This window comes from Paracoccus fistulariae (assembly GCF_028553785.1).
In the GTDB taxonomy this organism is placed as follows: domain Bacteria; phylum Pseudomonadota; class Alphaproteobacteria; order Rhodobacterales; family Rhodobacteraceae; genus Paracoccus; species Paracoccus fistulariae.
Map to the genome: position 1 here is coordinate 92,148 of NZ_CP067136.1, position 22,648 is coordinate 114,795.

General features: G+C 62.5%; 27 protein-coding genes. 26 read left to right on the top strand and 1 reads right to left on the bottom strand.

Going from position 1 to position 22,648, the window contains the following annotated elements:
• Positions 1-254 precede the first annotated feature (254 nt).
• The gene (locus JHX87_RS00480) at positions 255-1,085 is read left to right on the top strand and encodes an alpha/beta fold hydrolase (RefSeq protein ID WP_271884354.1); all 831 of its coding nucleotides are present in this window, start codon (positions 255-257) and stop codon (positions 1,083-1,085) included.
• 43 nt (positions 1,086-1,128) lie between these two features.
• On the opposite strand, the gene JHX87_RS00485 is transcribed toward JHX87_RS00480, so the two are convergent.
• Entirely contained in the window at positions 1,129-1,500 is a 372-nt protein-coding gene (locus tag JHX87_RS00485) for a MerR family transcriptional regulator (protein WP_271884355.1), read from the bottom strand.
• Positions 1,501-1,588: 88 nt separating this feature from the next.
• On the opposite strand from JHX87_RS00485, the gene JHX87_RS00490 reads away from it, so the two are divergent.
• From JHX87_RS00490 to JHX87_RS00610, 25 genes are all read left to right on the top strand, one after another.
• Positions 1,589-2,833, top strand: a complete 1,245-nt coding sequence (locus JHX87_RS00490) for an NADH:flavin oxidoreductase/NADH oxidase family protein (protein ID WP_272833784.1) — start codon at positions 1,589-1,591, stop codon at positions 2,831-2,833.
• Between the two features lie 102 nt (positions 2,834-2,935).
• Positions 2,936-3,337 (top strand): type 1 glutamine amidotransferase family protein, encoded by a 402-nt coding sequence (locus tag JHX87_RS00495; protein WP_271884357.1) that lies wholly within the window; start codon positions 2,936-2,938, stop codon positions 3,335-3,337.
• 43 nt (positions 3,338-3,380) lie between these two features.
• Positions 3,381-3,521, top strand: a complete 141-nt coding sequence (locus JHX87_RS00500) for a hypothetical protein (protein ID WP_271884358.1) — start codon at positions 3,381-3,383, stop codon at positions 3,519-3,521.
• Positions 3,522-3,648: 127 nt separating this feature from the next.
• Positions 3,649-5,133, top strand: coding sequence for an MATE family efflux transporter (locus JHX87_RS00505; protein ID WP_271884359.1), 1,485 nt, complete (start codon positions 3,649-3,651; stop codon positions 5,131-5,133).
• 629 nt (positions 5,134-5,762) lie between these two features.
• A complete protein-coding gene (locus tag JHX87_RS00510; protein WP_271884360.1) occupies positions 5,763-6,128 on the top strand; it encodes an NADH-quinone oxidoreductase subunit A in 366 nt (121 codons plus the stop codon).
• Positions 6,119-6,652, top strand: a complete 534-nt coding sequence (locus JHX87_RS00515) for a NuoB/complex I 20 kDa subunit family protein (RefSeq protein ID WP_271884361.1) — start codon at positions 6,119-6,121, stop codon at positions 6,650-6,652. The genes JHX87_RS00510 and JHX87_RS00515 overlap by 10 nt, the downstream gene beginning before the upstream one ends.
• Positions 6,653-6,656: 4 nt before the next feature.
• Entirely contained in the window at positions 6,657-7,274 is a 618-nt protein-coding gene (locus JHX87_RS00520) for an NADH-quinone oxidoreductase subunit C (RefSeq protein ID WP_271884362.1), read from the top strand.
• A gap of 4 nt (positions 7,275-7,278) precedes the next feature.
• Positions 7,279-8,517 carry an NADH-quinone oxidoreductase subunit D gene (locus JHX87_RS00525; RefSeq protein WP_271884363.1) on the top strand — a complete coding sequence of 413 codons (1,239 nt, stop codon included), beginning with the start codon at positions 7,279-7,281 and terminating at the stop codon, positions 8,515-8,517.
• Positions 8,518-8,621: 104 nt separating this feature from the next.
• On the top strand, positions 8,622-9,779 hold the full coding sequence (locus JHX87_RS00530; protein WP_271884364.1) for an NADH-quinone oxidoreductase subunit E: 1,158 nt from the start codon (positions 8,622-8,624) through the stop codon (positions 9,777-9,779).
• A gap of 34 nt (positions 9,780-9,813) precedes the next feature.
• Positions 9,814-10,422 carry a hypothetical protein gene (locus tag JHX87_RS00535; protein ID WP_271884365.1) on the top strand — a complete coding sequence of 203 codons (609 nt, stop codon included), beginning with the start codon at positions 9,814-9,816 and terminating at the stop codon, positions 10,420-10,422.
• Entirely contained in the window at positions 10,422-10,637 is a 216-nt protein-coding gene (locus tag JHX87_RS00540) for a DUF5337 domain-containing protein (protein ID WP_271884366.1), read from the top strand. The genes JHX87_RS00535 and JHX87_RS00540 overlap by 1 nt, the downstream gene beginning before the upstream one ends.
• Positions 10,638-10,664: 27 nt before the next feature.
• Positions 10,665-11,960: an NADH-quinone oxidoreductase subunit NuoF gene (gene nuoF / locus JHX87_RS00545; protein WP_271884367.1), complete on the top strand. Its 1,296-nt coding sequence runs from the start codon at positions 10,665-10,667 to the stop codon at positions 11,958-11,960.
• Positions 11,961-11,972: 12 nt separating this feature from the next.
• Complete coding sequence (locus JHX87_RS00550) at positions 11,973-12,308, top strand: hypothetical protein (RefSeq protein WP_271884368.1); 336 nt, start codon at positions 11,973-11,975, stop codon at positions 12,306-12,308.
• 88 nt (positions 12,309-12,396) lie between these two features.
• Positions 12,397-12,816, top strand: a complete 420-nt coding sequence (locus tag JHX87_RS00555) for a DUF5333 domain-containing protein (RefSeq protein ID WP_271884369.1) — start codon at positions 12,397-12,399, stop codon at positions 12,814-12,816.
• The gene (locus JHX87_RS00560; protein WP_271884370.1) at positions 12,813-12,992 is read left to right on the top strand and encodes a hypothetical protein; all 180 of its coding nucleotides are present in this window, start codon (positions 12,813-12,815) and stop codon (positions 12,990-12,992) included. Before JHX87_RS00555 ends, JHX87_RS00560 begins: the two co-directional genes overlap by 4 nt.
• Positions 12,993-13,008: 16 nt before the next feature.
• Positions 13,009-15,030, top strand: a complete 2,022-nt coding sequence (gene nuoG, locus JHX87_RS00565; RefSeq protein WP_271884371.1) for an NADH-quinone oxidoreductase subunit NuoG — start codon at positions 13,009-13,011, stop codon at positions 15,028-15,030.
• Positions 15,031-15,035: 5 nt separating this feature from the next.
• On the top strand, positions 15,036-15,794 hold the full coding sequence (locus JHX87_RS00570; protein WP_271884372.1) for a hypothetical protein: 759 nt from the start codon (positions 15,036-15,038) through the stop codon (positions 15,792-15,794).
• Positions 15,795-15,812: 18 nt separating this feature from the next.
• On the top strand, positions 15,813-16,844 hold the full coding sequence (nuoH, locus tag JHX87_RS00575; RefSeq protein WP_271884373.1) for an NADH-quinone oxidoreductase subunit NuoH: 1,032 nt from the start codon (positions 15,813-15,815) through the stop codon (positions 16,842-16,844).
• Positions 16,845-16,847: 3 nt separating this feature from the next.
• Positions 16,848-17,033 (top strand): hypothetical protein, encoded by a 186-nt coding sequence (locus tag JHX87_RS00580; RefSeq protein ID WP_271884374.1) that lies wholly within the window; start codon positions 16,848-16,850, stop codon positions 17,031-17,033.
• Complete coding sequence (gene nuoI, locus JHX87_RS00585) at positions 17,033-17,524, top strand: NADH-quinone oxidoreductase subunit NuoI (protein ID WP_271884375.1); 492 nt, start codon at positions 17,033-17,035, stop codon at positions 17,522-17,524. Before JHX87_RS00580 ends, nuoI begins: the two co-directional genes overlap by 1 nt.
• The gene (locus JHX87_RS00590; protein ID WP_271884376.1) at positions 17,521-17,940 is read left to right on the top strand and encodes a carboxymuconolactone decarboxylase family protein; all 420 of its coding nucleotides are present in this window, start codon (positions 17,521-17,523) and stop codon (positions 17,938-17,940) included. Before nuoI ends, JHX87_RS00590 begins: the two co-directional genes overlap by 4 nt.
• The gene (locus tag JHX87_RS00595) at positions 17,937-18,539 is read left to right on the top strand and encodes an NADH-quinone oxidoreductase subunit J (protein WP_271884377.1); all 603 of its coding nucleotides are present in this window, start codon (positions 17,937-17,939) and stop codon (positions 18,537-18,539) included. The genes JHX87_RS00590 and JHX87_RS00595 overlap by 4 nt, the downstream gene beginning before the upstream one ends.
• Before the next feature lie 74 nt (positions 18,540-18,613).
• Complete coding sequence (gene nuoK / locus JHX87_RS00600; protein WP_187791814.1) at positions 18,614-18,919, top strand: NADH-quinone oxidoreductase subunit NuoK; 306 nt, start codon at positions 18,614-18,616, stop codon at positions 18,917-18,919.
• A gap of 6 nt (positions 18,920-18,925) precedes the next feature.
• Positions 18,926-21,070: an NADH-quinone oxidoreductase subunit L gene (nuoL, locus tag JHX87_RS00605; RefSeq protein WP_271884378.1), complete on the top strand. Its 2,145-nt coding sequence runs from the start codon at positions 18,926-18,928 to the stop codon at positions 21,068-21,070.
• Position 21,071: 1 nt separating this feature from the next.
• Positions 21,072-22,640: an NADH-quinone oxidoreductase subunit M gene (locus JHX87_RS00610; RefSeq protein WP_271884379.1), complete on the top strand. Its 1,569-nt coding sequence runs from the start codon at positions 21,072-21,074 to the stop codon at positions 22,638-22,640.
• The last annotated feature ends 8 nt before the right edge of the window (positions 22,641-22,648 follow it).

Consider the following 22,648-nt stretch of genomic DNA (forward strand, 5'->3'; position numbering starts at 1 on the left):
TCTGCAAATTTAGCGCTTCGGGTCGCTTGACCCTGAACCATGCTTCACCCTTATGTTTCGCGCTGTTCGCTCGAATCACGTCATGGTTGAGGGCGGGAAACGATCAGCAAAGACTGATGATCGGGCGACCATCGGGGATCTGTTGGACAAACGGATGCCCTGACCCGATCACGGTGGCGCCGGCGCATCCCGCCGCAATCACGGCATAAGGCCCGCGCGACACAACGAATGACACGTGAATAAAGGAGTCACCAATGGGCTATGTTACCACCGACGATGGCGTCGAAATCTATTACAAGGACTGGGGCCCGAAAGACGCTCCGGTCATCTTTTTCCATCACGGCTGGCCGCTGAGCGCCGATGACTGGGACGCCCAGATGATGTTCTTCCTTGGCCAGGGTTTCCGCGTCGTCGCCACCGATCGCCGCGGCCATGGCCGTTCCCAGCAGGTCTGGGACGGGCATGACATGGACCATTACGCCGATGACACCGCCGCCGTGGTCAGGCATCTGGGCGTGCAGGGCGCGGTGCATGTCGGCCATTCGACCGGCGGCGGTGTCGTGGCGCGCTATATCGCCCGGCACCCCGAGGACAAGGTGGCCAAGGGCGTGCTGATCAGCGCCGTGCCGCCGCTGATGGTGAAGACCTACGACAATCCCGATGGGATCGACAAATCGGTTTTCGACGACTTCCAGAAGAACACCGCCGAAAACCGCGCGCAGTTCTTCCACGACGTGCCCGCAGGCCCGTTCTATGGCTATAACCGCGACGGGGCAGAGCCGTCCGAGCCGGTGATCCTGAACTGGTGGCGTCAGGGCATGATGGGCGGCGCCAAGGCGCATTACGACAGCATCGTGGCCTTTTCGCAGACCGATTTCCGCGAGGATCTGAAGTCGATCACCACCCCGATGATGGTCATGCACGGTCTGGACGATCAGGTCGTCCCCTTCGAGATTTCGGGCCGGAAATCGGCCGATCTGCTGCAGAACTGCGTGCTGAAGACCTATCCGGGCTTCCCGCATGGCATGCCGACGACCGAGGCAGAGACCATCAACAAGGATCTGCTGGAGTTTATCCGCAGCTGATCCGACAGGAAGCCGGCGGCGCGTTCCGTCGGCTTCACCGCCTTTAGATCGCGCTGTCCGCCGCGTCCTTGTTGCGCTGCAACTCGGCCATCAATGCCTCGATCCGCGCCTTGCGGTCCCTGGCTTCGGCGATCAGGGCGGTGATGCTTTTGTGCTTTTCGGCCAGCATCGCCAGCGCATCTGTGCAGGATACGATATGCTCGCCGGTCCGGATCTCGATGCTGGCGATCTCTTTCAGTGAAAAGCCAAGGCCCTGCGCCTGCTCGATGAAGCGCAGCAGCGCGATCAGATCGGGCGCATAGTCGCGATAGCCGTTCACCCCACGCTCGGCCGACGGAATGATGCCCTGACGTTCGTAAAACCGGATGCGAGAGGTGGTCACCCCTGCGGCTGTCGCAATTTCTCCAATTTTCATCGGCGGGCCCCTTGACCTTAAACATAGGTTCAAACCCTATATCCTCAGCAGGCCGATCACAAGGATTGCAAGAATGTACGATATTTCCATGTCTTCACTGCTGTTTTCCCCCCTGACCCTGCCCAGCGGTCAGGTCATTCCCAACCGCATCGCCAAGGCGGCGATGGAAGAGAATATGGCGGATGAAAATCACCTGCCGGGTCAGGCGATGCAGCGCCTTTATCAGAAATGGGGCGCGGGCGGTGCGGGAATGCTGCTGACCGGCAATGTCATGGTCGCCGCCGATGCGGTGACCGGTCCTGCCGGTGTCATCCTGGACGCGACCCAGCCGTTAGAGCCTTTTCGCCAATGGGCGCGCGCGGGCAAGGCCCAGGGCGCGCGGATGTGGATGCAGATCAACCATCCCGGCCGACAGGTCTTTGTCGCGGCCAATCCGACGGCCATTGCCCCCTCGGCCATCCCGGTCGAGCTTGAGGGCGCGTCGGGGCTGTTTGCCCGGCCCCGCGCCATGACCGAAGAGGATATCCAGCGCGTCATCGCCCAATTCGCCGAAACGGCAGAGCTGGCGCAGAAGGCGGGCTTCGACGGCGTGCAAATCCATGCCGCCCATGGCTATCTTCTCAGCCAGTTCCTGTCGCCGCGCACCAACAGGCGCGAGGATCAATGGGGCGGATCGCTGGAAAACCGGGCGCGGATTCTGATCCGGATCCTGCGTGCCGTGCGTGCCCGCGTCGCCGCGGATTTCGGGGTCGGCGTGAAGCTGAATTCGGCGGATTTCCAGAAGGGCGGTTTTGACGCGGCGGATGCCGTGGCGGTGGTGCGGCTGCTGAATGACGAGGCCGTCGATCTGGTCGAGATTTCGGGCGGCAGCTATGAAAGCCCCGCCATGCATGGCCGCCCCGCCCATGCCAGCACCCGCGCCCGAGAGGCCTATTTCGTCGATTTCGCCCGCGATATCGTGGCCGAGGCCGCCATGCCGATCATGGTCACGGGCGGCATCCGCCGCCGCGCGACCGCTGCCGAAGCCCTGGCGCCCGAGGAGGGCCGCGAGGGCGTCGCGATGGTCGGGATCGGGCAGGCGCTGGCCTATGATCCCGATCTGCCGAATGCATGGCGCGGGGGTGAAAAGGTCGTCACCGTGCCCTCGGTCCAATGGAAGAAACGGGCGCTGGCCAGTCTGGCGACGATGGCCATGGCGCGGGCGCAGCTGCGCCGTATGGGGGCGGGGAAATCGCCCCGGCGGGTCTGGCCTGTTGGCGCCGTGCTGTCCGACCAGATCCGGACCCTGCATCGCAATCGCAGCTATCGCGCATGGCTTGGCAAGCGGCGGTGAGAAAAGATCAGATGAGCAAGCGTATTCTGCATGTCGTGACCAATGTGTCGCATTACGATGATCCGTCCCACCCGACCGGTCTGTGGCTGTCTGAACTGACCCATGCCTGAGATGTTCTCGAAGCGCAGGGCTATCAGCAGCGGATGGTCAGCCCCCCGGGGCGGGCTCTCGCCGCTGGAGCCTCGGGCGCTGAAATGGCCCTTGCTGGATGGCTCGGCCCGGGCCTGGTTGCGGGACGCGGCGCGGATGGAACTGCTGCAGCAGACCGCCGCGCCGGATCAGATCGACCCGGCACAGTTCGATGCGATCTATTTCACCGGCGGGCACGCGGTGATGTGGGATTTTCCCGACAGCACCGGTTTGCAGCGGATCACCCGCGCGATCTGGGAAGGGGGGCATCGTCTCGGTCGTGTGCCACGGCTATCGTGGGCTGCTGAACACCACCCTGTCCGATGGAACGCTGCTGGTCGCGGATCGTCGGCTGACCGGGTTTTCCTGGCGTGAAGAGGTGCTGTCCTTTGCGTAGCGGATCCTGCCCGGGGATGTGGTGCTGCAACGGGGCGAGGGGCCGCTGAGCCAGCTTCTGGACGATCTGGGGTCAGGGCGGATCCTGCGCTTTGACCTGATCAAGGATGCGCAGATGGTGCTGAACCTGCCCACCCAAAGCGCCATCGCCCGGGATCTGTGACGGTGACGGGCGGGGCGGCGACATGGCAGAGCCATTGTATCGCCCCGCGCTTTGGTCCAGAATTTCGGCATACCCCGATGCCCGCCATCTCTTTGACCGGGCAGATGATTTGTCGAAAGATCTTTTCATGGCACCACGTCGCGACCTGACCACGGGACCGATTGGCCCGGCATTGCTGCTTTTCGCGCTGCCGACGCTGGGCTCTTCGATCCTGCAATCCGCGAACGGATCGGTGGATGCGGTCTGGGTCGGGCGCCTGCTGGGCGAACATGCGCTGGCGGCGACGACCAATGGCAATCTGATCATGTTCCTGCTGACGGCCTTTGTCTTTGGCTTCGGCATGGCCTCGACCATCCTGATCGGGCAGGCGGTCGGGCGGCGGGACATGACCGGCGCGAAAGAGGTCGTGGGCACCGCCATCGGCACCTTCGCCCCGCTGGCGCTTGCCCTGGCCATTGGCGGCTGGTTCGTCGCGCCGCATGTGCTGGCGCTGCTGGGCACCGGCCCCGAGATCACGCCGCTGGCGCGTGATTTCCTGCGCGTCACCTTTCTGGCGATGCCTGCGATCCTGATGCAGACCATGATCATGATGGCGCTGCGCGGGGCAGGGGATTCGGTGACGCCGCTGATCTTCATGGCGCTGGCGGTCGCGCTGGATGTGGTGCTGAACCCGCTGTTCATTCTGGGCAAGGGCCCGCTGCCCGCCATGGGGATCGGCGGGTCGGCCTTTGCCATGGCGGTGGCGAATTACATCAGCCTGACGGCGATGGTGGGCTATCTTTATGCCAGCCGCCATCCGCTGCGCCTGCAGCGGGACGAGCTGCATTTCCTGATCCCGGAGCGGAGCATCCTGCGGCTGATGCTGTCCAAGGGCCTGCCCATCGGGCTGCAGATGGTGGTCGTGTCCAGCGCGATGCTGACGGTCATGCGGCTGGTCAATCGCGAGGGCGTGGACACCACCGCCGCCTTTGGCGCGACGCAGCAGCTGTGGACCTATGTGCAGATGCCCGCGATGGCGCTTGGCGCGGCGGTCAGCGCGATGGCGGCGCAGAATATCGGCGCGGGCAACTGGGAACGCGTCTCTCGGATCACGCGCATGGGCATCCTTTTCAATCTTGTCCTGACCGGCGGTCTGGTGGTGGCGCTGATCCTGGTCGAGGAACGCGCGCTTGGCTTTTTCCTTGGGCCCGACAGCGCGGCGATTGCCATTGGCCAGCATATCCTGCGCGTGGCGACATGGGGGTTCATCGCCTTCGGGGTGACGATGGTGCTGTTCGGGACGGTGCGGGCGAACGGGCAGGTGGTCTGGCCTGTGATCATCCTGGCGATCTCGCTTTACCCGATCCGGCTGGGCGTGGCTTACGGCCTGCGCGGCTGGCTGGGTGTGGATGCGCTGTGGATCAGCTTTCCGGTGGCGATGGTGGCGACCATGATCATGGCCATCGCGCTGTATCGGCAGGGGGGCTGGCGGCGTAGCCGGGATATCGCCCAGCTTGACGATGCCGAGGCGACCCCGGCCATGTCGCTTGCCTCCGAGGCCGGTCCGCCGACCAGCCCGCGCAACCCGGCGGTTCCGCCCGCGCGGGCGGATAATAGGGTCGATGCGGTCTGAATTCTGATGAAAATTTGGGCCGCGCAGAAATTCCGACGTAAAAACCTGTCAAATTGGTCAGGGCTTGGGTCAATCCTGTTGACGTGAATCCGAAAATCTCTCTACATTCGCGCCCAAGACGAACGGCGCGGGTCGCGGATTCGACCGTACCGGACGTTTGATTGCCTAGGTCGTTGGTTCTGGCGGAAAATCTATCTCTGCCGGGTGGCGTCTGACGACCTTTCGAGAGAAAGCATGGCTGGAGAGACGGATATCCTTTCACAGGCTGATATCTGCACATTGCCCCGCAATGCCTTGGGGTATGTGAAGAAGGGATTGGCATTCAGTCTGCGCTGATCGGGCAATCGGAAAGTCACCACTCACTGTAGTTAGTGCTGTCGCGCGGATCCTCAGGCAACGGGATCCGCGCTTTGCATTTCAGACGGTGTCATGACCCGGCGAATCCCGCCTGTTAGCGCAGCAAGGCCGATCCGGCGCCACATGGGCGCATTCGTGACATTTCGCGCCATATCGGGGGGATTCACGACCCTTGGGGCAATTGACCCTGCCCGCTGTCAGGTCTAAACCGGCCTAAGCCAACCCGTCGCGGGCAGCCAAGTTACCCCGCGACCGAAAAGGGGAACTTGCCCGTGGAATATTTGCTGCAGGAATATCTGCCCATTCTCGTTTTCGGCGCGATGGCGTCGGCATTGGCCATCATTCTGATGCTGGCCGGTGCGCTGATTGCGATCCGCAATCCCGACCCCGAGAAGGTCAGCGCCTATGAATGCGGCTTTAACGCCTTTGACGACGCGCGGATGAAGTTCGATGTGCGATTCTATCTGGTCGCGATTCTGTTCATCATCTTTGACCTTGAAGTCGCCTTCCTGTTCCCCTGGGCGGTGAATTTCGCCGGGCTGACCGATGCTGCATTCTGGTCGATGATGGTGTTCCTGGGCGTTCTGACCATCGGCTTTGCCTATGAATGGAAGAAAGGGGCGCTGGAATGGGCGTGATGACCGGAGCCAATACCGCAGGCCCCGACCGCGAGGTTGCCACGGCGGCGCTGAACAGCGAATTGCAGGACAAGGGTTTCCTGCTGACCTCGACCGCCGATATCATCAACTGGGCGCGCAATGGCTCCCTGCACTGGATGACCTTCGGTCTGGCCTGCTGCGCGGTCGAGATGATGCAGGTGTCGATGCCGCGCTATGACGTGGAACGCTTCGGCACCGCGCCCCGCGCCAGCCCGCGCCAGTCGGACCTGATGATCGTGGCGGGCACCCTGACCAACAAGATGGCGCCCGCGCTGCGCAAGGTCTATGACCAGATGCCCGAGCCGCGCTATGTTCTCAGCATGGGAAGCTGCGCGAATGGCGGCGGCTATTACCATTACAGCTATTCCGTCGTGCGCGGCTGTGACCGCATCGTGCCCGTCGATATCTATGTGCCGGGCTGCCCGCCCACTGCCGAGGCGCTGCTTTACGGCATCCTGCAATTGCAGCGCCGCATTCGGCGCACCGGAACGCTGGTGAGGTAACGATATGGCTGTTTATCCCGATATCGACGCCCTGAGCCAACTGGCCGAGCATATTCAGCTGCGTCGCGGACAAGAGGTCGAAGGCACCTCGGTCGAATTTGGCGAGCTGACCATCACCAGCACCGTCAGCGGCATTCTGGATCTGATCGATTTCCTACGCTCGGATTCCAGCTGCCGGTTCTCGACCCTGATCGACATTACGGCGGTGGATCACCCGTCGCGCCCGCAGCGTTTCGACGTGGTCTGGCATTTCCTGTCGATGTATCAGAACCAGCGGATCCGGGTGAAGGTTGCCATCCGCGAGGATGAGATCGTGCCCTCGCTGACCGGGATTTTCCCCAATGCCAACTGGTACGAACGCGAGGTGTTCGACCTTTTCGGCATTCTCTTCGGCGGCCATCCCGACCTGCGCCGCATCCTGACGGATTACGGCTTCAGCGGCCATCCGCTGCGCAAGGATTTCCCGACCACGGGCTACGTCGAGGTGCGCTATAGCGATACCGAAAAGCGCGTCGTCTATGAGCCGGTGAACCTGACGCAGGAATACCGCCAGTTTGATTTCCTCTCTCCCTGGGAAGGCGCGAAATACGTGCTGCCCGGCGATGAAAAGAGCAAGGGGTAAGGCCATGGACGGCGATTTCCGCAAGAACGAATATGATGATGGCAGCCAGGACATTCTGGCGGGCGAACAGAATATCCGGAATTTCAACGTCAATTTCGGGCCTCAGCACCCGGCGGCGCATGGCGTGCTGCGCATGGTGCTGGAACTGGATGGCGAGGTGGTCGAACGCGCCGATCCGCATATCGGGCTGCTGCATCGCGGCACCGAAAAGCTGATGGAAAGCCGCACCTATCTGCAGAACCTGCCCTATTTCGACCGTCTGGATTACGTGGCGCCGATGAACCAGGAACATGCCTGGTGTCTGGCGATCGAGCGGCTGACCGGCACGGAAATTCCGCGCCGCGCCAGTCTGATCCGGGTGCTGTTTTCCGAAATCGGCCGCATTCTGAACCATCTGATGGGCCTGACCACCGGGGCGCTGGATGTCGGCGCGCTGACCCCGCCCTTGTGGGGGTTCGAGCCGCGCGAACAGCTGATGATCTTCTATGAGCGGGCCTGCGGGGCGCGTCTGCACGCGGCCTATTTCCGCCCGGGCGGCGTGCATCAGGACCTGCCCCCCGATCTGATCGACGATATCGAGGCCTGGTGCGATCCCTTCCTGAAGGTGGTTGACGATCTGGACGGGCTGCTGACCGAGAACCGGATCTTCAAGCAGCGTCTGGTCGGCATCGGCGTCGTGTCCGAACAGGATGCGCTGGACTGGGGCTATACCGGCGTGATGGTGCGCGGATCGGGCATGGCCTGGGACTTGCGCCGCGCGCAGCCCTATGAATGCTACGATGAATTCGAGTTCCAGATCCCGGTCGGCAAGAATGGCGATTGCTATGATCGCTTCCTCTGCCGGATGGAGGAAATGCGCCAGTCGGTCGGCATCATGAAACAGGCGATCGCGAAGCTGCGTCAGGAACCGGCCGGTGACGTGCTGGCGCGTGGCAAGCTGACCCCGCCAAGACGCAGCGACATGAAGCGCGACATGGAAAGCCTGATCCATCACTTCAAGCTTTACACCGAGGGCTTCAAGGTTCCCGCGGGCGAAGTTTACGCCGCGGTCGAGGCGCCCAAGGGCGAATTCGGCGTCTATCTGGTCAGCGATGGCACCAACAAGCCCTATCGCGCCAAGCTGCGCGCGCCGGGCTTTACCCATCTGCAGTCGATGGACTGGATGGCGCGCGGTCATATGCTGGCCGATGTGCCGGCGCTGATCGCAACGCAGGATATCGTTTTCGGCGAGGTGGACCGGTGACACGCTCTGCCTTCGCCGCGTCCCTGACCGGGGCGCTTCTTGAAATGTCGCGGCCCGGCACGGTGGTGCAGGGGCGCAATGCCGTTAAGCCAGGGGCCTGATCCATGCTTCGTCGTCTTTCACCCGTTCAGCCCGACAGCTTCGAATTCACCTCCGCCAATCTGGAATGGGCGCAGGCGCAGATGACGAAATACCCGGAAGGCCGCCAGCAATCGGCGATCATTCCGGTCCTGTGGCGCGCGCAGGAACAAGAGGGCTGGCTGTCGCGCCCGGCCATCGAATATTGCGCGAACCTGCTGGGCATGCCCTATATCCGGGCGCTGGAAGTGGCGACATTCTACTTTATGTTCCAGCTTCAACCCGTTGGCAGCATTGCAAATATCCAGATCTGCGGCACGACCAGCTGCATGATCTGCGGGGCCGAGGCGCTGATCGAGGTCTGCAAGCGCAAGATCGCGCCCGCGCCGCATACCGTCTCGGCTGATGGCAAGTTCAGCTGGGAAGAGGTGGAATGTCTGGGCGCCTGTTCGAACGCGCCGATGGCCCAGATCGGCAAGGATTACTACGAGGATCTGACGCCCGAAAAGCTGGAACAGCTGATCGACGCCCTGTCGGATGGCAAGGTGCCGCTGCCGGGGCCGCAGAACGGGCGTTTCGCATCAGAGCCGGTGACCGGGCTGACCAGCCTGACCGAGGTGGCGGGCAATGATCTGAATGCCAGCGCGGCGCTTGCCCGCGAGATTGGCGAGACGGTCAAGCGCATCGACGGGACCGAAGTGCCGATCCTGACCAAATGGCTGAACCGCGACCGGCCGGCCAAGGCCGCCGATCAGAAAGAGGGCCGCGACGGCGTGCCAGAGGATGAGCCGCGCCCCGCAGATGGCAAGCCCGCCGACAAGACCGGCGTGACCGAGCAGGCCGCCACCGCCGATTCCGCCGCGAAGCCTGATGAAACCGCGCCCGAAACCCGTCGTCCGCAGGGGCTGGACGCCGCGCGCGGTGACAAGGCCGATGATCTGAAGCTGATCAAGGGCGTCGGGCCAAAGCTGGAAGGGCTGCTGAATAGCCTGGGCTTCTGGCATTTCGATCAGATCGCGGCCTGGGGCCCCGAAGAACTGGCCTGGGTCGATGACAATCTGGAAGGCTTCCACGGCCGCGCCTCACGCGATGAATGGGTCGCACAGGCGAAGATTCTGGCCGAAGGTGGCGAAACCGAATTTTCGAAGCGGGCCGAAGGCGGCAACCGTTCGGACGAGGAGTAAGCAGAAACGCTTCTAGCGACGAGGAGACGTGAAGATGCCGACAGCTGAAGCCACCAGAAGAGCCTGGATTTCCGGCGCCATCCTAGGGCTGCTGATCCTGATCTCATTATGGGGCATCGGTGATTACTCTTTCCTGGCGGGCCTGTTCCTTGGCATCGTCGGGGCGGTGATCACGGCGCTGGTGCTGATCTGGATGTCTCTGGGTGGCGAAGGCATGGATGCGGCGCAATGGGAACCCGACGCGCTGTCCGGCACCGGTCAGGCCGCGGCGCGGACGCTGGATGTGATCGAGCCGCAGCCGAGCCCGAAACCCGCCGTGCAGGAAACCGCGCAAGAGATCTCGGACCTGAAGGCAAAATCCGCTTCGGCCCCGGCAAAGCCTGCGGGCAAGGCCGAGCCGGATGATCTGAAGCTGATCAAGGGCGTCGGGCCGAAGCTGGAAGAGTTGCTGCACGAAAACGGCGTGACGCAGTTTTCGCAGATTGCGGCATGGGATGATGCGCAGGTGGACCATTTCGCCGAATTGCTGGGGCGCATGGGCGGTCGGATCCGCAGCGATGATTGGGTCGCGCAGGCACAGACGCTTGCCAGTGGCGGCGAAACCGAGTTTTCCGCCCGGGTCGAGAAAGGCGAAGTCTATTGATGGCCGGACCGCAACACGATCGGGATGCAGGGCAGATGCGCCTTGTCGGCGGCGTGATTGCGGCGACGATGGTGATCTGGCTGCTGGTCCAGTTTCTGGGCCGCGAATATAATTGGGCGGCGCGATGGGCTTTTCTGGCCGATCTTGCCGCAATCGGAGCTTTTGTCTGGTCGCTGATCGTGACCTGGCGTATCTGGCGTCGCAGAAACGTGTAGCGCCCGGATGAGAGGAAGAAGAACCTGATGCTGAAAGACCAGGATCGCATTTTCACCAACCTCTATGGGATGGGCGACCGCAGCCTTGCCGGTGCGCAAAAGCGCGGCTGCTGGGACGGTACTGCCGGGATCATCGGGCGTGGCCGCGACAAGATCATCGAAGAGGTCAAGGCGTCCGGCCTGCGTGGCCGGGGCGGCGCCGGCTTTCCGACCGGTCTGAAATGGTCCTTCATGCCGAAGGAAAGCGATGGTCGCCCGGCCTATCTGGTGATCAATGCCGACGAATCCGAACCGGCGACCTGCAAGGACCGCGAGATCATGCGCCACGATCCGCATACGCTGATCGAGGGGGCGCTGATCGCCAGTTTCGCGATGAATGCCCATGCCTGCTACATCTATCTGCGCGGCGAATATATCCGCGAGCGCGAGGCGCTGCAGGCGGCCATCGACGAATGCTATGATGCCGGTCTGCTGGGGGCGAATGCGGCCGGGTCCGGTTGGGATTTCGACCTTTACCTGCATCACGGGGCGGGCGCCTATATCTGTGGCGAGGAAACCGCGCTGCTGGAATCGCTGGAAGGCAAGAAGGGCATGCCCCGGATGAAGCCGCCGTTTCCCGCGGGGGCCGGCCTCTATGGTTGCCCGACCACGGTGAACAATGTCGAATCCATCGCCGTCGTGCCGACGATCCTGCGTCGCGGCCCGGAATGGTTCGCCAGCTTCGGTCGTCCCAACAATGCGGGCGTCAAGCTGTTCGGCCTGACCGGCCATCTGAACGCCCCCTGCGTGGTCGAGGAAACCATGTCGATCAGCATGAAAGAGCTGATCGAGAAGCATGGCGGCGGCGTGCGCGGCGGTTGGAGCAACCTCAAGGCGGTCATTCCCGGCGGCGCGTCCTGTCCGATCCTGACGGCCGAGCAATGCGAAACCGCGATCATGGATTACGACGGCATGCGAGAGCTGAAATCCAGCTTTGGCACCGCCTGCATGATCGTCATGGACAAGGATACCGACGTCATCAAGGCTGTCTGGCGCCTGTCGAAATTCTTCAAGCATGAAAGCTGCGGTCAGTGCACGCCCTGCCGCGAAGGCACCGGCTGGATGATGCGCGTCATGGAACGTCTGGTCCGGGGCGAGGCAGAGGTCGAAGAAATCGACATGCTGCTGGACGTGACCAAGCAGGTCGAAGGCCATACGATCTGCGCCCTTGGCGATGCCGCCGCCTGGCCGATCCAGGGCCTGATCCGCAATTTCCGCGAAGAGATCGAGGACCGCATCAAGGCCAAGCGGACCGGTCGCATGGGCGCCCTGGCGGCCGAGTAAGGAGAAACAGCGATGATCCGTCAGACAGCAATTGGACAGAAAACGGGCCGGGGCAGCCAGGCCCTTGCCTTGCTGTGCCTGTTCGGTCTGGCCGCATGTATCGCTGGTCCCTCGGACCGGGTGCCCTTCACCATCGAAGGCCGCAGCTTCATCGTCTCGCGCGATGCGGCGGCGCCGGGCGGGCTGGTCAGCGCGCCTGCGGGCGGTGCGCTGTCGCAGGCCGATGGGGCGCTGGCGGATCGCGCCTTCCACGAATATTGCCGCACGCAGGGCCGCAATGGCGGTCCCGGCAGCTACGTCGTGATCGGTGGTGTCGGGATGTGGGAATATGGGGGATGTCGCCGATGACCCTCACGAAAGCCTCACCCCACCGTGTCGGGCGATTTCCGGCGGGCTGTGATAGCCCTGCTTCCGTAGTGAAACGGAGGCTTATGCCATGAAAAACCTGATCCCGACCCTGCTTGGCGCAGCAATCCTGACCGGCGCGACCCTGTCCGCCGGACCGGCCCTGGCGCTGGAACCGCTGAGCCAGGAAAAATACGTGAATGACCGGCTGATCGCGGCGCGGATCGCCGACCGTATCCGCCGCGAATGCCCGGGCTATGGCGCCCGCATGATCTATGCCTTCAACGAGGCGCGGGCGCTGAAACGCTATGCCCGCGACAAGGGCTATAGCGAGGCGCAGATCGACGCCTTTCTGGACAGCAAAGAGGATCGGCGCCGCATCTATGCCGTGGCCGAGGATTATCTGACCGGCAAGGGCGCGAAATTGGGCGATACGCAAAGCTTCTGCACCGTGGGGCAGCAGGAATTTGCGAATAATTCCTACATCGCGACATTTCTGGTGGCGCGATGAAACGGGCGACGCGCATCATGGCCGGACTGCTTCTGGCGCTTGCCGTGTTTGCGATGGTTGCCGGGGATCTGCTGCTGGCCAGCGCCGCAGATCTTCCGGTGCAGGATGTGACGGTTCTGCAGCGCGCCGACCACGCGCTGAATGACGATTTCAATTCCTTCGCCCGGATGGGCTAAGGCAAAGGACAGGCAGATGAGCGAACTTCGCAAGATCAAGATCGACGACAAGATCATCGAGGTCGATCCCAATTTGACCCTGATCCAGGCGTGCGAACAGGCCGGGATCGAAATTCCGCGCTTCTGCTATCACGAGCGTCTGTCGATCGCGGGCAATTGCCGGATGTGTCTGGTCGAGGTCGTCGGCGGCCCGCCGAAGCCTGCGGCGTCCTGCGCGATGCAGGTCAAGGATCTGCGTCCGGGGCCGGAAGGCGCGCCGTCCGAAATCCGCACCAATTCGCCCATGGTCAAGAAGGCCCGCGAGGGCGTGATGGAATTCCTGCTGATCAACCACCCGCTGGATTGCCCGATCTGCGATCAGGGCGGCGAATGCGATCTGCAGGATCAGGCCATGGCTTACGGCGTCGATTTCAGCCGCTATCGCGAGCCCAAGCGCGCGACCGAGGAACTGAACCTCGGCCCGCTGGTCGAAACCCATATGACGCGCTGCATCAGCTGCACCCGCTGCGTCCGCTTCACCACCGAGGTCGCGGGCATCACCCAGATGGGTCAGACCGGTCGCGGCGAGGATAGCGAGATCACCAGCTATCTGAACGAAACGCTGGCCTCGAACATGCAGGGCAATATCATCGACCTGTGCCCGGTTGGCGCGCTGGTCAGCAAGCCCTATGCCTTCACCGCCCGCCCGTGGGAACTGCGCAAGACCGAATCCATCGACGTGATGGACGCGCTTGGCAGCAATATCCGCATCGACACCAAGGGGCGCGAGGTGATGCGGATCATGCCGCGCAACCATGACGGCGTGAACGAGGAATGGATCAACGACAAGTCGCGCTTCATCTGGGACGGTCTGCGCCGTCAGCGTCTGGACCGCCCCTATATCCGCGAAAACGGCAAGCTGCGTCCGGCCGATTGGGGTGAGGCGCTGACCGCCGCCGCTGCCGCGATGAAGGGCAGGAAGATCGCCGGTCTGGTCGGTGATCTGGCCCCGGTCGAAGCCGCCTTCAGCCTCAGGACGCTGATCGAGGGGCTTGGGGGTCAGGTCGAATGCCGCACCGATGGCGCGCGCCTGCCTGCGGGCAACCGCAGCGCCTATGTCGGCACCGCCCGGATCGAAGATATCGACAGCGCCCAGATGATCCAACTGATCGGGACCAATCCACGTGAAGAGGCGCCGGTCCTGAATGCCCGGATCCGCAAGGCCTGGGCCAGGGGCGCGCAGATCGGGCTGGTCGGCGAACCCGTCGATCTGACCTATGATTACGCCCATGTCGGCAATGACCGCGCGGCGCTGGAAAGCCTGTCGGGGCGCGAGATCTCGCAGGAAACCCGGGACAAGCCCTCGCTGATCATTGTCGGGCAGGGGGCCATTCGCGAAGCCGATGGCGAGGCGGTTCTGGCCCATGCCATGAAGCTGGCCGAAAACAGCAATTCCAAGCTGCTGGTCCTGCATACGGCGGCCAGCCGCGTCGGCGCGATGGATGTGGGCGCGGTGACCGAAGGCGGCCTGACTGCCGCCATCGACGGGGCCGAGGTGATCTATAACCTTGGCGCCGATGAGGTCGACATCGCCGAGGGCGCCTTTGTCATCTATCAGGGCAGCCACGGGGATCGCGGGGCGCATCGCGCCGATATCATCCTGCCCGGCGCCTGCTATACCGAGGAAAACGGCCTGTTCGTGAATACCGAAGGCCGCCCGCAGCTTGCCCTGCGCGCCAATTTCGCGCCCGGCGAGGCCAAGGAAAACTGGGCCATCCTGCGCGCGCTGTCGGCCGAGCTGGATCAGACGCTGCCCTGGGACAGCCTTGCCGCGCTGCGCCACGCGCTGATCGAGGCGGTGCCGCATCTGAAACAGATCGATCAGGTGCCCGAAAACGACTGGCAGCCGCTGGCGGTTCGGGATCTGGGCAAGGCCGGTTTCGTCTATGCGATCAAGGATTTCTATCTGACCAACCCGATTGCGCGCAGCTCTCCGCTGATGGGGGAATTGTCGCGCATGGCGGCGGCGCGCAATGCGACCGCCATGGCGGCGGAGTAACCGGAATGCGGCCAGCGACCTGCAAGCCCCTCGCACTGACGGCAGCCCTTCTGGGGCTGGCGGCGCTTGCCGGGTGCGAACAGGCGGCCACCGATGACCGGCCCAGGGCCAAGCCCGAGACCTTGACGGCCAGCGTGCCCGCCTCGGGACGTCAAAGCGCGCTGTCGCGGGCCAGTATCTCGACCAAATCGGGGGATATCCTGATTCTGGAACCGGATGGCAGCGTCAGCAAGATGAAGCTGGACAGCCCGCAGGGCCGCGATGCCTTTGCCGTCAGCGAAGCCGATCTGATGGCGCTGAACAGCAATCTGGATCTGAACCTGAACGGGATGGTCGCGGCAAATCTGCCACGGCGCAAGACCGATCAGGAACGCGCGCTGGAGGCTTTTGCCCGGCGCACGCAGCCCGCCTTGCCCGCCTGGGATGGCCAGACCACGGTCGAGAAAGAGGCGTTTCTGGGCAGCAGGGTCGTGCCGCTGAACCCCGACAAGGCGGCCGATCTGGTCGAGGTCCAGGCGAATCTGCGCGAAGGGGTGGACGCCGATATCGCGTTCTCGTATGCCACCTGCGCGTTGGCTGCTTGGGCAAAGGAAAATGGCGGAAAATATGGCCGTCACATTCGCACGCTTCAGGACACACGCAACGGAAAATTGCTGATCGGCGCAGCTTTCACGCTGTCGGACAGCAAGCCGATGGGCCTGCGGGTGATGGAAACCAAAGAGACCCTGCAAGAGTGCAGGGCGCGCGGCATTCCCGCGGCGTAAAGAAGAGGGACGGACGTCATGGCTGAATTTTGGGCATCCTCCTGGGGCATTGCGATCCTCCTGCTGTTGCAGGGGCTTGCGGTGATCGCCTTTGTGATGTTGTCACTGATCTTCATGGTCTATGGCGACCGCAAGATCTGGGCCGCCGTGCAGATGCGTCGCGGCCCCAACGTGGTCGGACCCTGGGGCTTGTTGCAGACCTTTGCGGATGCGCTGAAATATGTCGTCAAAGAGGTCGTGGTGCCCGCAGGCGCCGACAAGTTCGTCTTTTTCCTGGCGCCCTTCCTGTCGATGACGCTGGCGCTGTTCGCCTTTGTCGCCATCCCCTTTGCGCCCGGCTGGGTTCTGGCCGATATCAATGTCGGCATCCTCTTCATCTTCGCGGCCTCCTCGCTAGAGGTTTATGGCGTGATCATGGGCGGCTGGGCCTCGAACTCGAAATACCCGTTCCTCAGCTCGCTCAGGGCTGCGGCGCAGATGATTTCCTACGAGGTCAGCATGGGGCTGATCATCATCGGGGTGATCATCTCGACCGGCTCTATGAACCTGACTGCCATTGTCGAGGCGCAAAGCGGGGCAGGGCTGCTGTCCTGGTACTGGCTGCCGCATCTGCCGATGCTGGTGCTGTTCTTTGTCAGCGCGCTGGCGGAAACCAACCGCCCGCCCTTCGATCTGGCCGAGGCGGAATCGGAACTGGTCGCGGGCTTCATGGTCGAATATTCCTCGACCCCCTACCTGCTGTTCATGGCGGGCGAATATATCGCCATGTGGCTGATGTGCGCGCTGATCAGCCTGCTGTTCTTTGGCGGCTGGCTGTCGCCCATCCCGGGCCTGCCCGACGGTGCCATCTGGATGTTCCTGAAGATGGTCTTCTGGTTCTGGATGTTCTCGATGGTCAAGGCCATCGTGCCGCGCTACCGCTATGACCAGTTGATGCGGATCGGCTGGAAGGTGTTCCTGCCGCTGTCGCTGGGCTGGGTCGTTCTGGTCGCATTCCTTGCAAGATATGAAGTGCTGGGTTCCTTCTGGGCCCGCTGGGCAGGAGCTTGATTGATGGCATATTCGAACAAGATCGCCGAGGTTCTGGCCAGCGCGTCGGAAACCGACAAGGCCGAACTGGCGCATTTCCTGGCCAATAATCTGGACAATGGCGAACATGCCAAGGACAGCGCCTTCGTGCGACAGATCGTGGCCGCCTTCGACCGTTTTGCCGCCCCCCGTCGTGGAGAGCATTTCTGATGGCTTTTGATATCGCCCGCGCAACCAAGTATTTTCTGATGGTGGATTTCATCAAGGGCTTCGGTCTGGGGATCAAGTATTTCCTGGGACCGAAGGCGACGGTGAACTATCCGCATGAAAAAGGCCCGCTGTCGCCGCGTTTCCGGGGCGAGCATGCGCTGCGCCGCTATCCCAATGGCGAGGAACGCTGCATCGCCTGCAAGCTGTGCGAGGCGATCTGCCCCGCCCAGGCGATCACCATCGACGCCGAGCCGCGCGAGGATGGCAGCCGCCGGACCACCCGCTATGACATCGACATGACGAAATGCATCTATTGCGGTTTCTGTCAGGAAGCCTGCCCGGTGGATGCGATTGTCGAGGGGCCGAATTTCGAATTCGCCACCGAAACGCGGGAAGAGCTGTTCTATGACAAGGCGAAGCTGCTGGATAACGGCGCTCGCTGGGAATCCGAAATCGCCCGTAACCTAGCCATTGATGCGCCCTACAGATGAGTAACGATCCGTTCCAGAAGCTGTTCCAGCAGATGCTGCAATCCGGGCAGGAGATGGCGCGTGCCTTCAATCCCGCGTTGGAAAGCATCGACACCAAATCGCTTGAAAAGATGTTTCCGACCATGCCGGCCGACATGCTGGAAATGTGGTTCGGGCGCACCTTCAACCGCGACGGGCTGGATGCCAAGACCCGGCTTCTGGTGACGATTGCCGCAATGACGGTGCAGGGCGCCCATGCCGAGCCGCAGATGCGCATGACCATCCGCCACGCCATCGAGGCCGGGGCAACGCCGCGTGAAATTGCCGAGGTGATTTATCAGATGGGCATGTTCGGCGGCCTTCCCGCGATGCAGAAGGCGCTGGAAATCGCGCAGGGCGTCTTTAACGAACAGGAACAAGGGGAACAGTCGGAATGATGACCTTTGCCTTCTATCTTTTCGCCGTCTCGGCCTGCGTCGCGGGCTTCATGGTGGTGCTGGCGCGGAACCCGGTTCACTCGGTTCTGTGGCTGATCCTGGCTTTCCTGTCCGCGGCGGGGCTGTTCGTCCTGCAGGGTGCGGAATTCGTCGCCATGCTGCTGGTCGTCGTCTATGTCGGCGCGGTCGCCGTGCTGTTCCTGTTCGTGGTGATGATGCTGGATGTCGATTTCGCTGAGCTGAGAAGCGAATTTGCGCGCTATCTGCCGCTGGGCGGCCTGATCGCCATCGTGCTTCTGGCGCAGCTGGCGATCGGCTTTGGCGCCTGGCAAAGCTCGGATCTGGCGGAATTGCAGCGCATCGCCCCGATCACCGGCGAGGTGCAGAATACCAATATGATCGGCACGGTGCTGTATGACCGCTATCTGCTGCCGTTCCAGCTGGCCGGTCTGATCCTGCTGGTGGCCATGATCGGCGCGATCACCCTGACCATGCGCCACCGCCGCGACATTAAGCGCCAGGACGTGCTGGCGCAGATGCATCGCGATCCGGCCAAGGCGATGGAACTGCGCGACGTGAAGCCGGGCCAGGGCCTGTAAGATGCGGATGCCCGACGGGGCATCTGCGGCGAAGGAATATTTCAACGGGTAAACCGCCCGGAGGGACAGAAACGATGATAGGTCTGACACATTATCTTGTCGTGGGGGCGATCCTCTTCGTCGCCGGGGTGTTCGGTATCTTCGTGAACCGAAAGAACGTCATCGTCATCCTGATGTCGATCGAACTGATGCTGCTGGCGGTGAATATCAACTTCGTGGCCTTCTCGACCCATCTGGGCGATCTGGCCGGACAGGTCTTTACCATGTTCATCCTGACCGTCGCCGCCGCCGAGGCCGCCATCGGTCTGGCGATCCTGGTGGTGTTCTTCCGCAACCGCGGCACGATCGCGGTCGAAGATGTCAATGTGATGAAGGGGTAAGCGAACATGGTGCAATTCATCCTCTTTGCCCCGCTTCTGGGCGCGCTGATCGCGGGCTTCGGCTGGCGCATGATCGGAGAGCGGGCGGCACAGCTGCTGACGACGGGTATCCTTTTCGCCTGCGCCGCCTTCAGCTGGATCGTGTTCCTGTCCTTTGACGGCGTGACGCAGCAGATCCCGGTGCTGGACTGGGTCGTTTCGGGCGATCTGCAGACCAACTGGGCGATCCGCCTGGACCGGCTGACGGCGATCATGCTGATCGTGGTCACCACCGTTTCGGCGCTGGTTCACATGTATTCGATGGGCTACATGGCCCATGACGAGAACTGGGAACATGGCGAGCATTACAAGGCCCGCTTCTTCGCCTATCTGTCCTTCTTCACCTTCGCCATGCTGATGCTGGTGACCGCCGATAACCTGCTGCAGATGTTCTTTGGCTGGGAAGGGGTCGGCGTCGCCTCCTATCTGCTGATCGGCTTCTATTACCGCAAGCCAAGCGCCAATGCTGCCGCGATGAAGGCGTTCATCGTCAACCGCGTTGGCGATTTCGGCTTCCTGCTGGGCATGTTCGGTCTGTTCTGGATGACCGGCTCGATCCAGTTCGACGAGGTCTTTGCACAGATCCCCGAACTGGCGCAGACGCAGATGCATTTCCTCTGGGCGGATTGGAGCGCGACGAACCTGCTGGCTTTCCTGCTGTTCATCGGCGCGATGGGCAAATCCGCGCAGCTGTTCCTGCACACCTGGTTGCCCGACGCGATGGAAGGCCCGACCCCGGTCTCGGCGCTGATCCACGCCGCGACCATGGTGACCGCCGGTGTCTTCCTGGTCTGCCGCATGTCGCCGCTGTTCGAATTCGCGCCCGAAGCCAAGATGTTCGTGACCATCATCGGCGCGACCACGGCTTTCTTTGCCGCGACCGTGGGGCTGGTGCAGAACGACATCAAGCGCGTTATCGCCTATTCGACCTGTTCGCAGCTGGGCTATATGTTCGTGGCTGCCGGTGTGGGTGTCTATTCGGTCGCCATGTTCCATCTGTTCACCCATGCCTTCTTCAAGGCGATGCTGTTCCTGGGCGCCGGTTCGGTGATCCATGCGATGCATCACGAACAGGACATGCGGAACTATGGCGGGCTGCGCAAAAAGATCCCGCTGACCTTCATGGCCATGCTGATCGGCACGCTGGCGATCACCGGGGTCGGCATTCCGCTGACCTATATCGGCTTCGCGGGCTTCCTGTCGAAAGATGCCGTGATCGAAAGCGCCTGGGCGGCCAATAATTATGCCTTCTGGATGCTGGTCGTCGCGGCCGCCATGACCAGCTTCTACAGCTGGCGCCTGATGTTCATGACCTTCTGGGGCAAGCCGCGCGGCGATCAGCATGCGCATGAGCATGCCCATGAATCGCCGCCGGTGATGACCATTCCGCTGGGCGTTCTGGCCGCGGGCGCGATCTTTGCCGGGATGATCTGGTATCAGCCCTTCTTCGGCAGCCATGACCGCGTGCTGGAATTCTTTGGCATCGGCCATGGCGAGGCTGCGGTTTCCGCCGAGGCGGGCGAGGGCGAAGCGACCGCCGCGGCAGGGCATGGCACCACCGACGCAGCGTCCGAAGAAGCCGCCGAGGGCGAAGACGGTTCTGCCGAAGCCGGGATCGTCGATGGCGTGGTCATGGTCGATCCGTCGCAGACGCCCGAGGCGCTTGGCGGTGCGATCTACATGGCCCCCTATAACGAGGTCATGGACAAGGCGCATTACGCCCCGAAATGGGTCAAGCTGTCGCCCTTCTTCGCGATGCTTGGCGGGCTGGCGCTGGCCTGGCTGATGTATATCCGCTATCCGACCGCTCCTGCCAGACTGGCGGCGCAGCAGCCGGTTCTGTACCGCTTCCTGCTGAACAAGTGGTATTTCGACGAAATCTACAATTTCCTCATCGTCCGTCCGACGCTTTGGCTGGGCCGCAAGCTGTGGCTGATCGGCGACGGAAAGATCATCGACGGCACCATCAACGGCATCGCCATGGGGCTTATCCCGCGCCTGACCCGTTTCGCGGGCCGGTTGCAGTCGGGCTATCTGTTCCACTATGCCTTTGCCATGGTTCTGGGCGTCGTGGGCTTGCTGATCTGGGTGATGACGCGGGGAACGCACTGATATGACGAACCTACTTTCGATCATTACCTTTCTGCCGATCGTAGCGGCGGCCATCCTTGCCCTGTTCCTGCGCGGCAATGACGAGGCGTCGCAGCAGAATGCCAAATGGCTGGCGCTGATCGCCACGACCGCGACCTTCCTGATCTCGCTTTTCGTGCTGATCGGGTTCGAGCCTGCCGATACCGGCTTCCAGTTCGTCGAGCAGCATGACTGGATCATGGGGCTGCAATACAAGATGGGCGTGGACGGGATCTCGGTCCTGTTCGTGATGCTGACCACCTTCCTGATGCCGCTGGTCATCCTGTCGGCCTGGCAGGTCGATACCCGCGTCAAGGAATACATGATCGCCTTTCTGGTGCTGGAGGGGCTGATGATCGGCGTCTTCACGGCGCTGGATCTGATCCTGTTCTACCTGTTCTTCGAGGCCGGTCTGATCCCGATGTTCCTGATCATCGGCATCTGGGGCGGGCAGAACCGCATCTATGCGGCCTTCAAGTTCTTCCTCTACACCTTCCTCGGCTCGGTTCTGATGCTGGTCGCGATGGTGTCGATGTACTGGATGGCCGGAACGACCGATATCGCGGTGCTGCTGGACTTCGACTTCCCGTCCACCACGATGCAGGTGCTGGGTTTCAGCGTGATCGGCGGGGTTCAGACCCTGCTGTTCCTGGCCTTCTTTGCCAGCTTCGCGGTGAAGATGCCGATGTGGCCGGTCCATACCTGGTTGCCCGATGCCCACGTGCAGGCGCCCACCGCCGGTTCGGTCGTGCTGGCCGCCGTGCTGCTGAAGATGGGCGGCTATGGCTTCCTGCGCTTCAGCCTGCCGATGTTCCCGGTTGCCAGCGATCTGCTGCAGCCCTTCGTCTTCTGGCTGTCGGCCATCGCCATCGTCTACACCTCGCTGGTGGCGCTGGCGCAGACCGATATGAAGAAGCTGATCGCTTATTCCTCGGTCGCGCATATGGGCTATGTCACCATGGGCATCTTTGCGGCCAATCAGCAGGGCCTGGATGGCGCGATCTTCCAGATGCTGTCGCATGGCTTCATCTCGGGCGCGCTGTTCCTTTGCGTCGGCGTGATCTATGACCGCATGCATACCCGCGAGATCGACGCCTATGGCGGTCTGGTGAACCGGATGCCGGTCTATGCGCTGGTCTTCATGTTCTTCACCATGGCCAATGTCGGCCTGCCGGGCACCTCGGGCTTCGTGGGTGAATTCCTGACGCTGCTGGGCACGTTCAAGGTCAACAGCTGGGTCGCGACCGTTGCGGCGACCGGGGTGATCCTGTCGGCGGCCTATGCGCTGTGGCTTTATCGCCGCGTCACGCTGGGATCGCTGATCAAGGAAAGCCTGAAGACGATCACCGACATGACCCCGCGGGAACGCTGGATCTTTGCGCCGCTGATCGCCATGACCCTTTTGCTGGGCGTCTATCCGCGCCTGGCGCTTGACATCACCGGCCCCGCCGTCGAGGCGTTGCTGGTCAATTACAATGATGCCCTGCCGCATGCGCCGGCCGACGGTCTGGCCGTCGCCGAACCCGCAGCCGCGGCAGAAGCAAGCCACTGAGGTAGCAA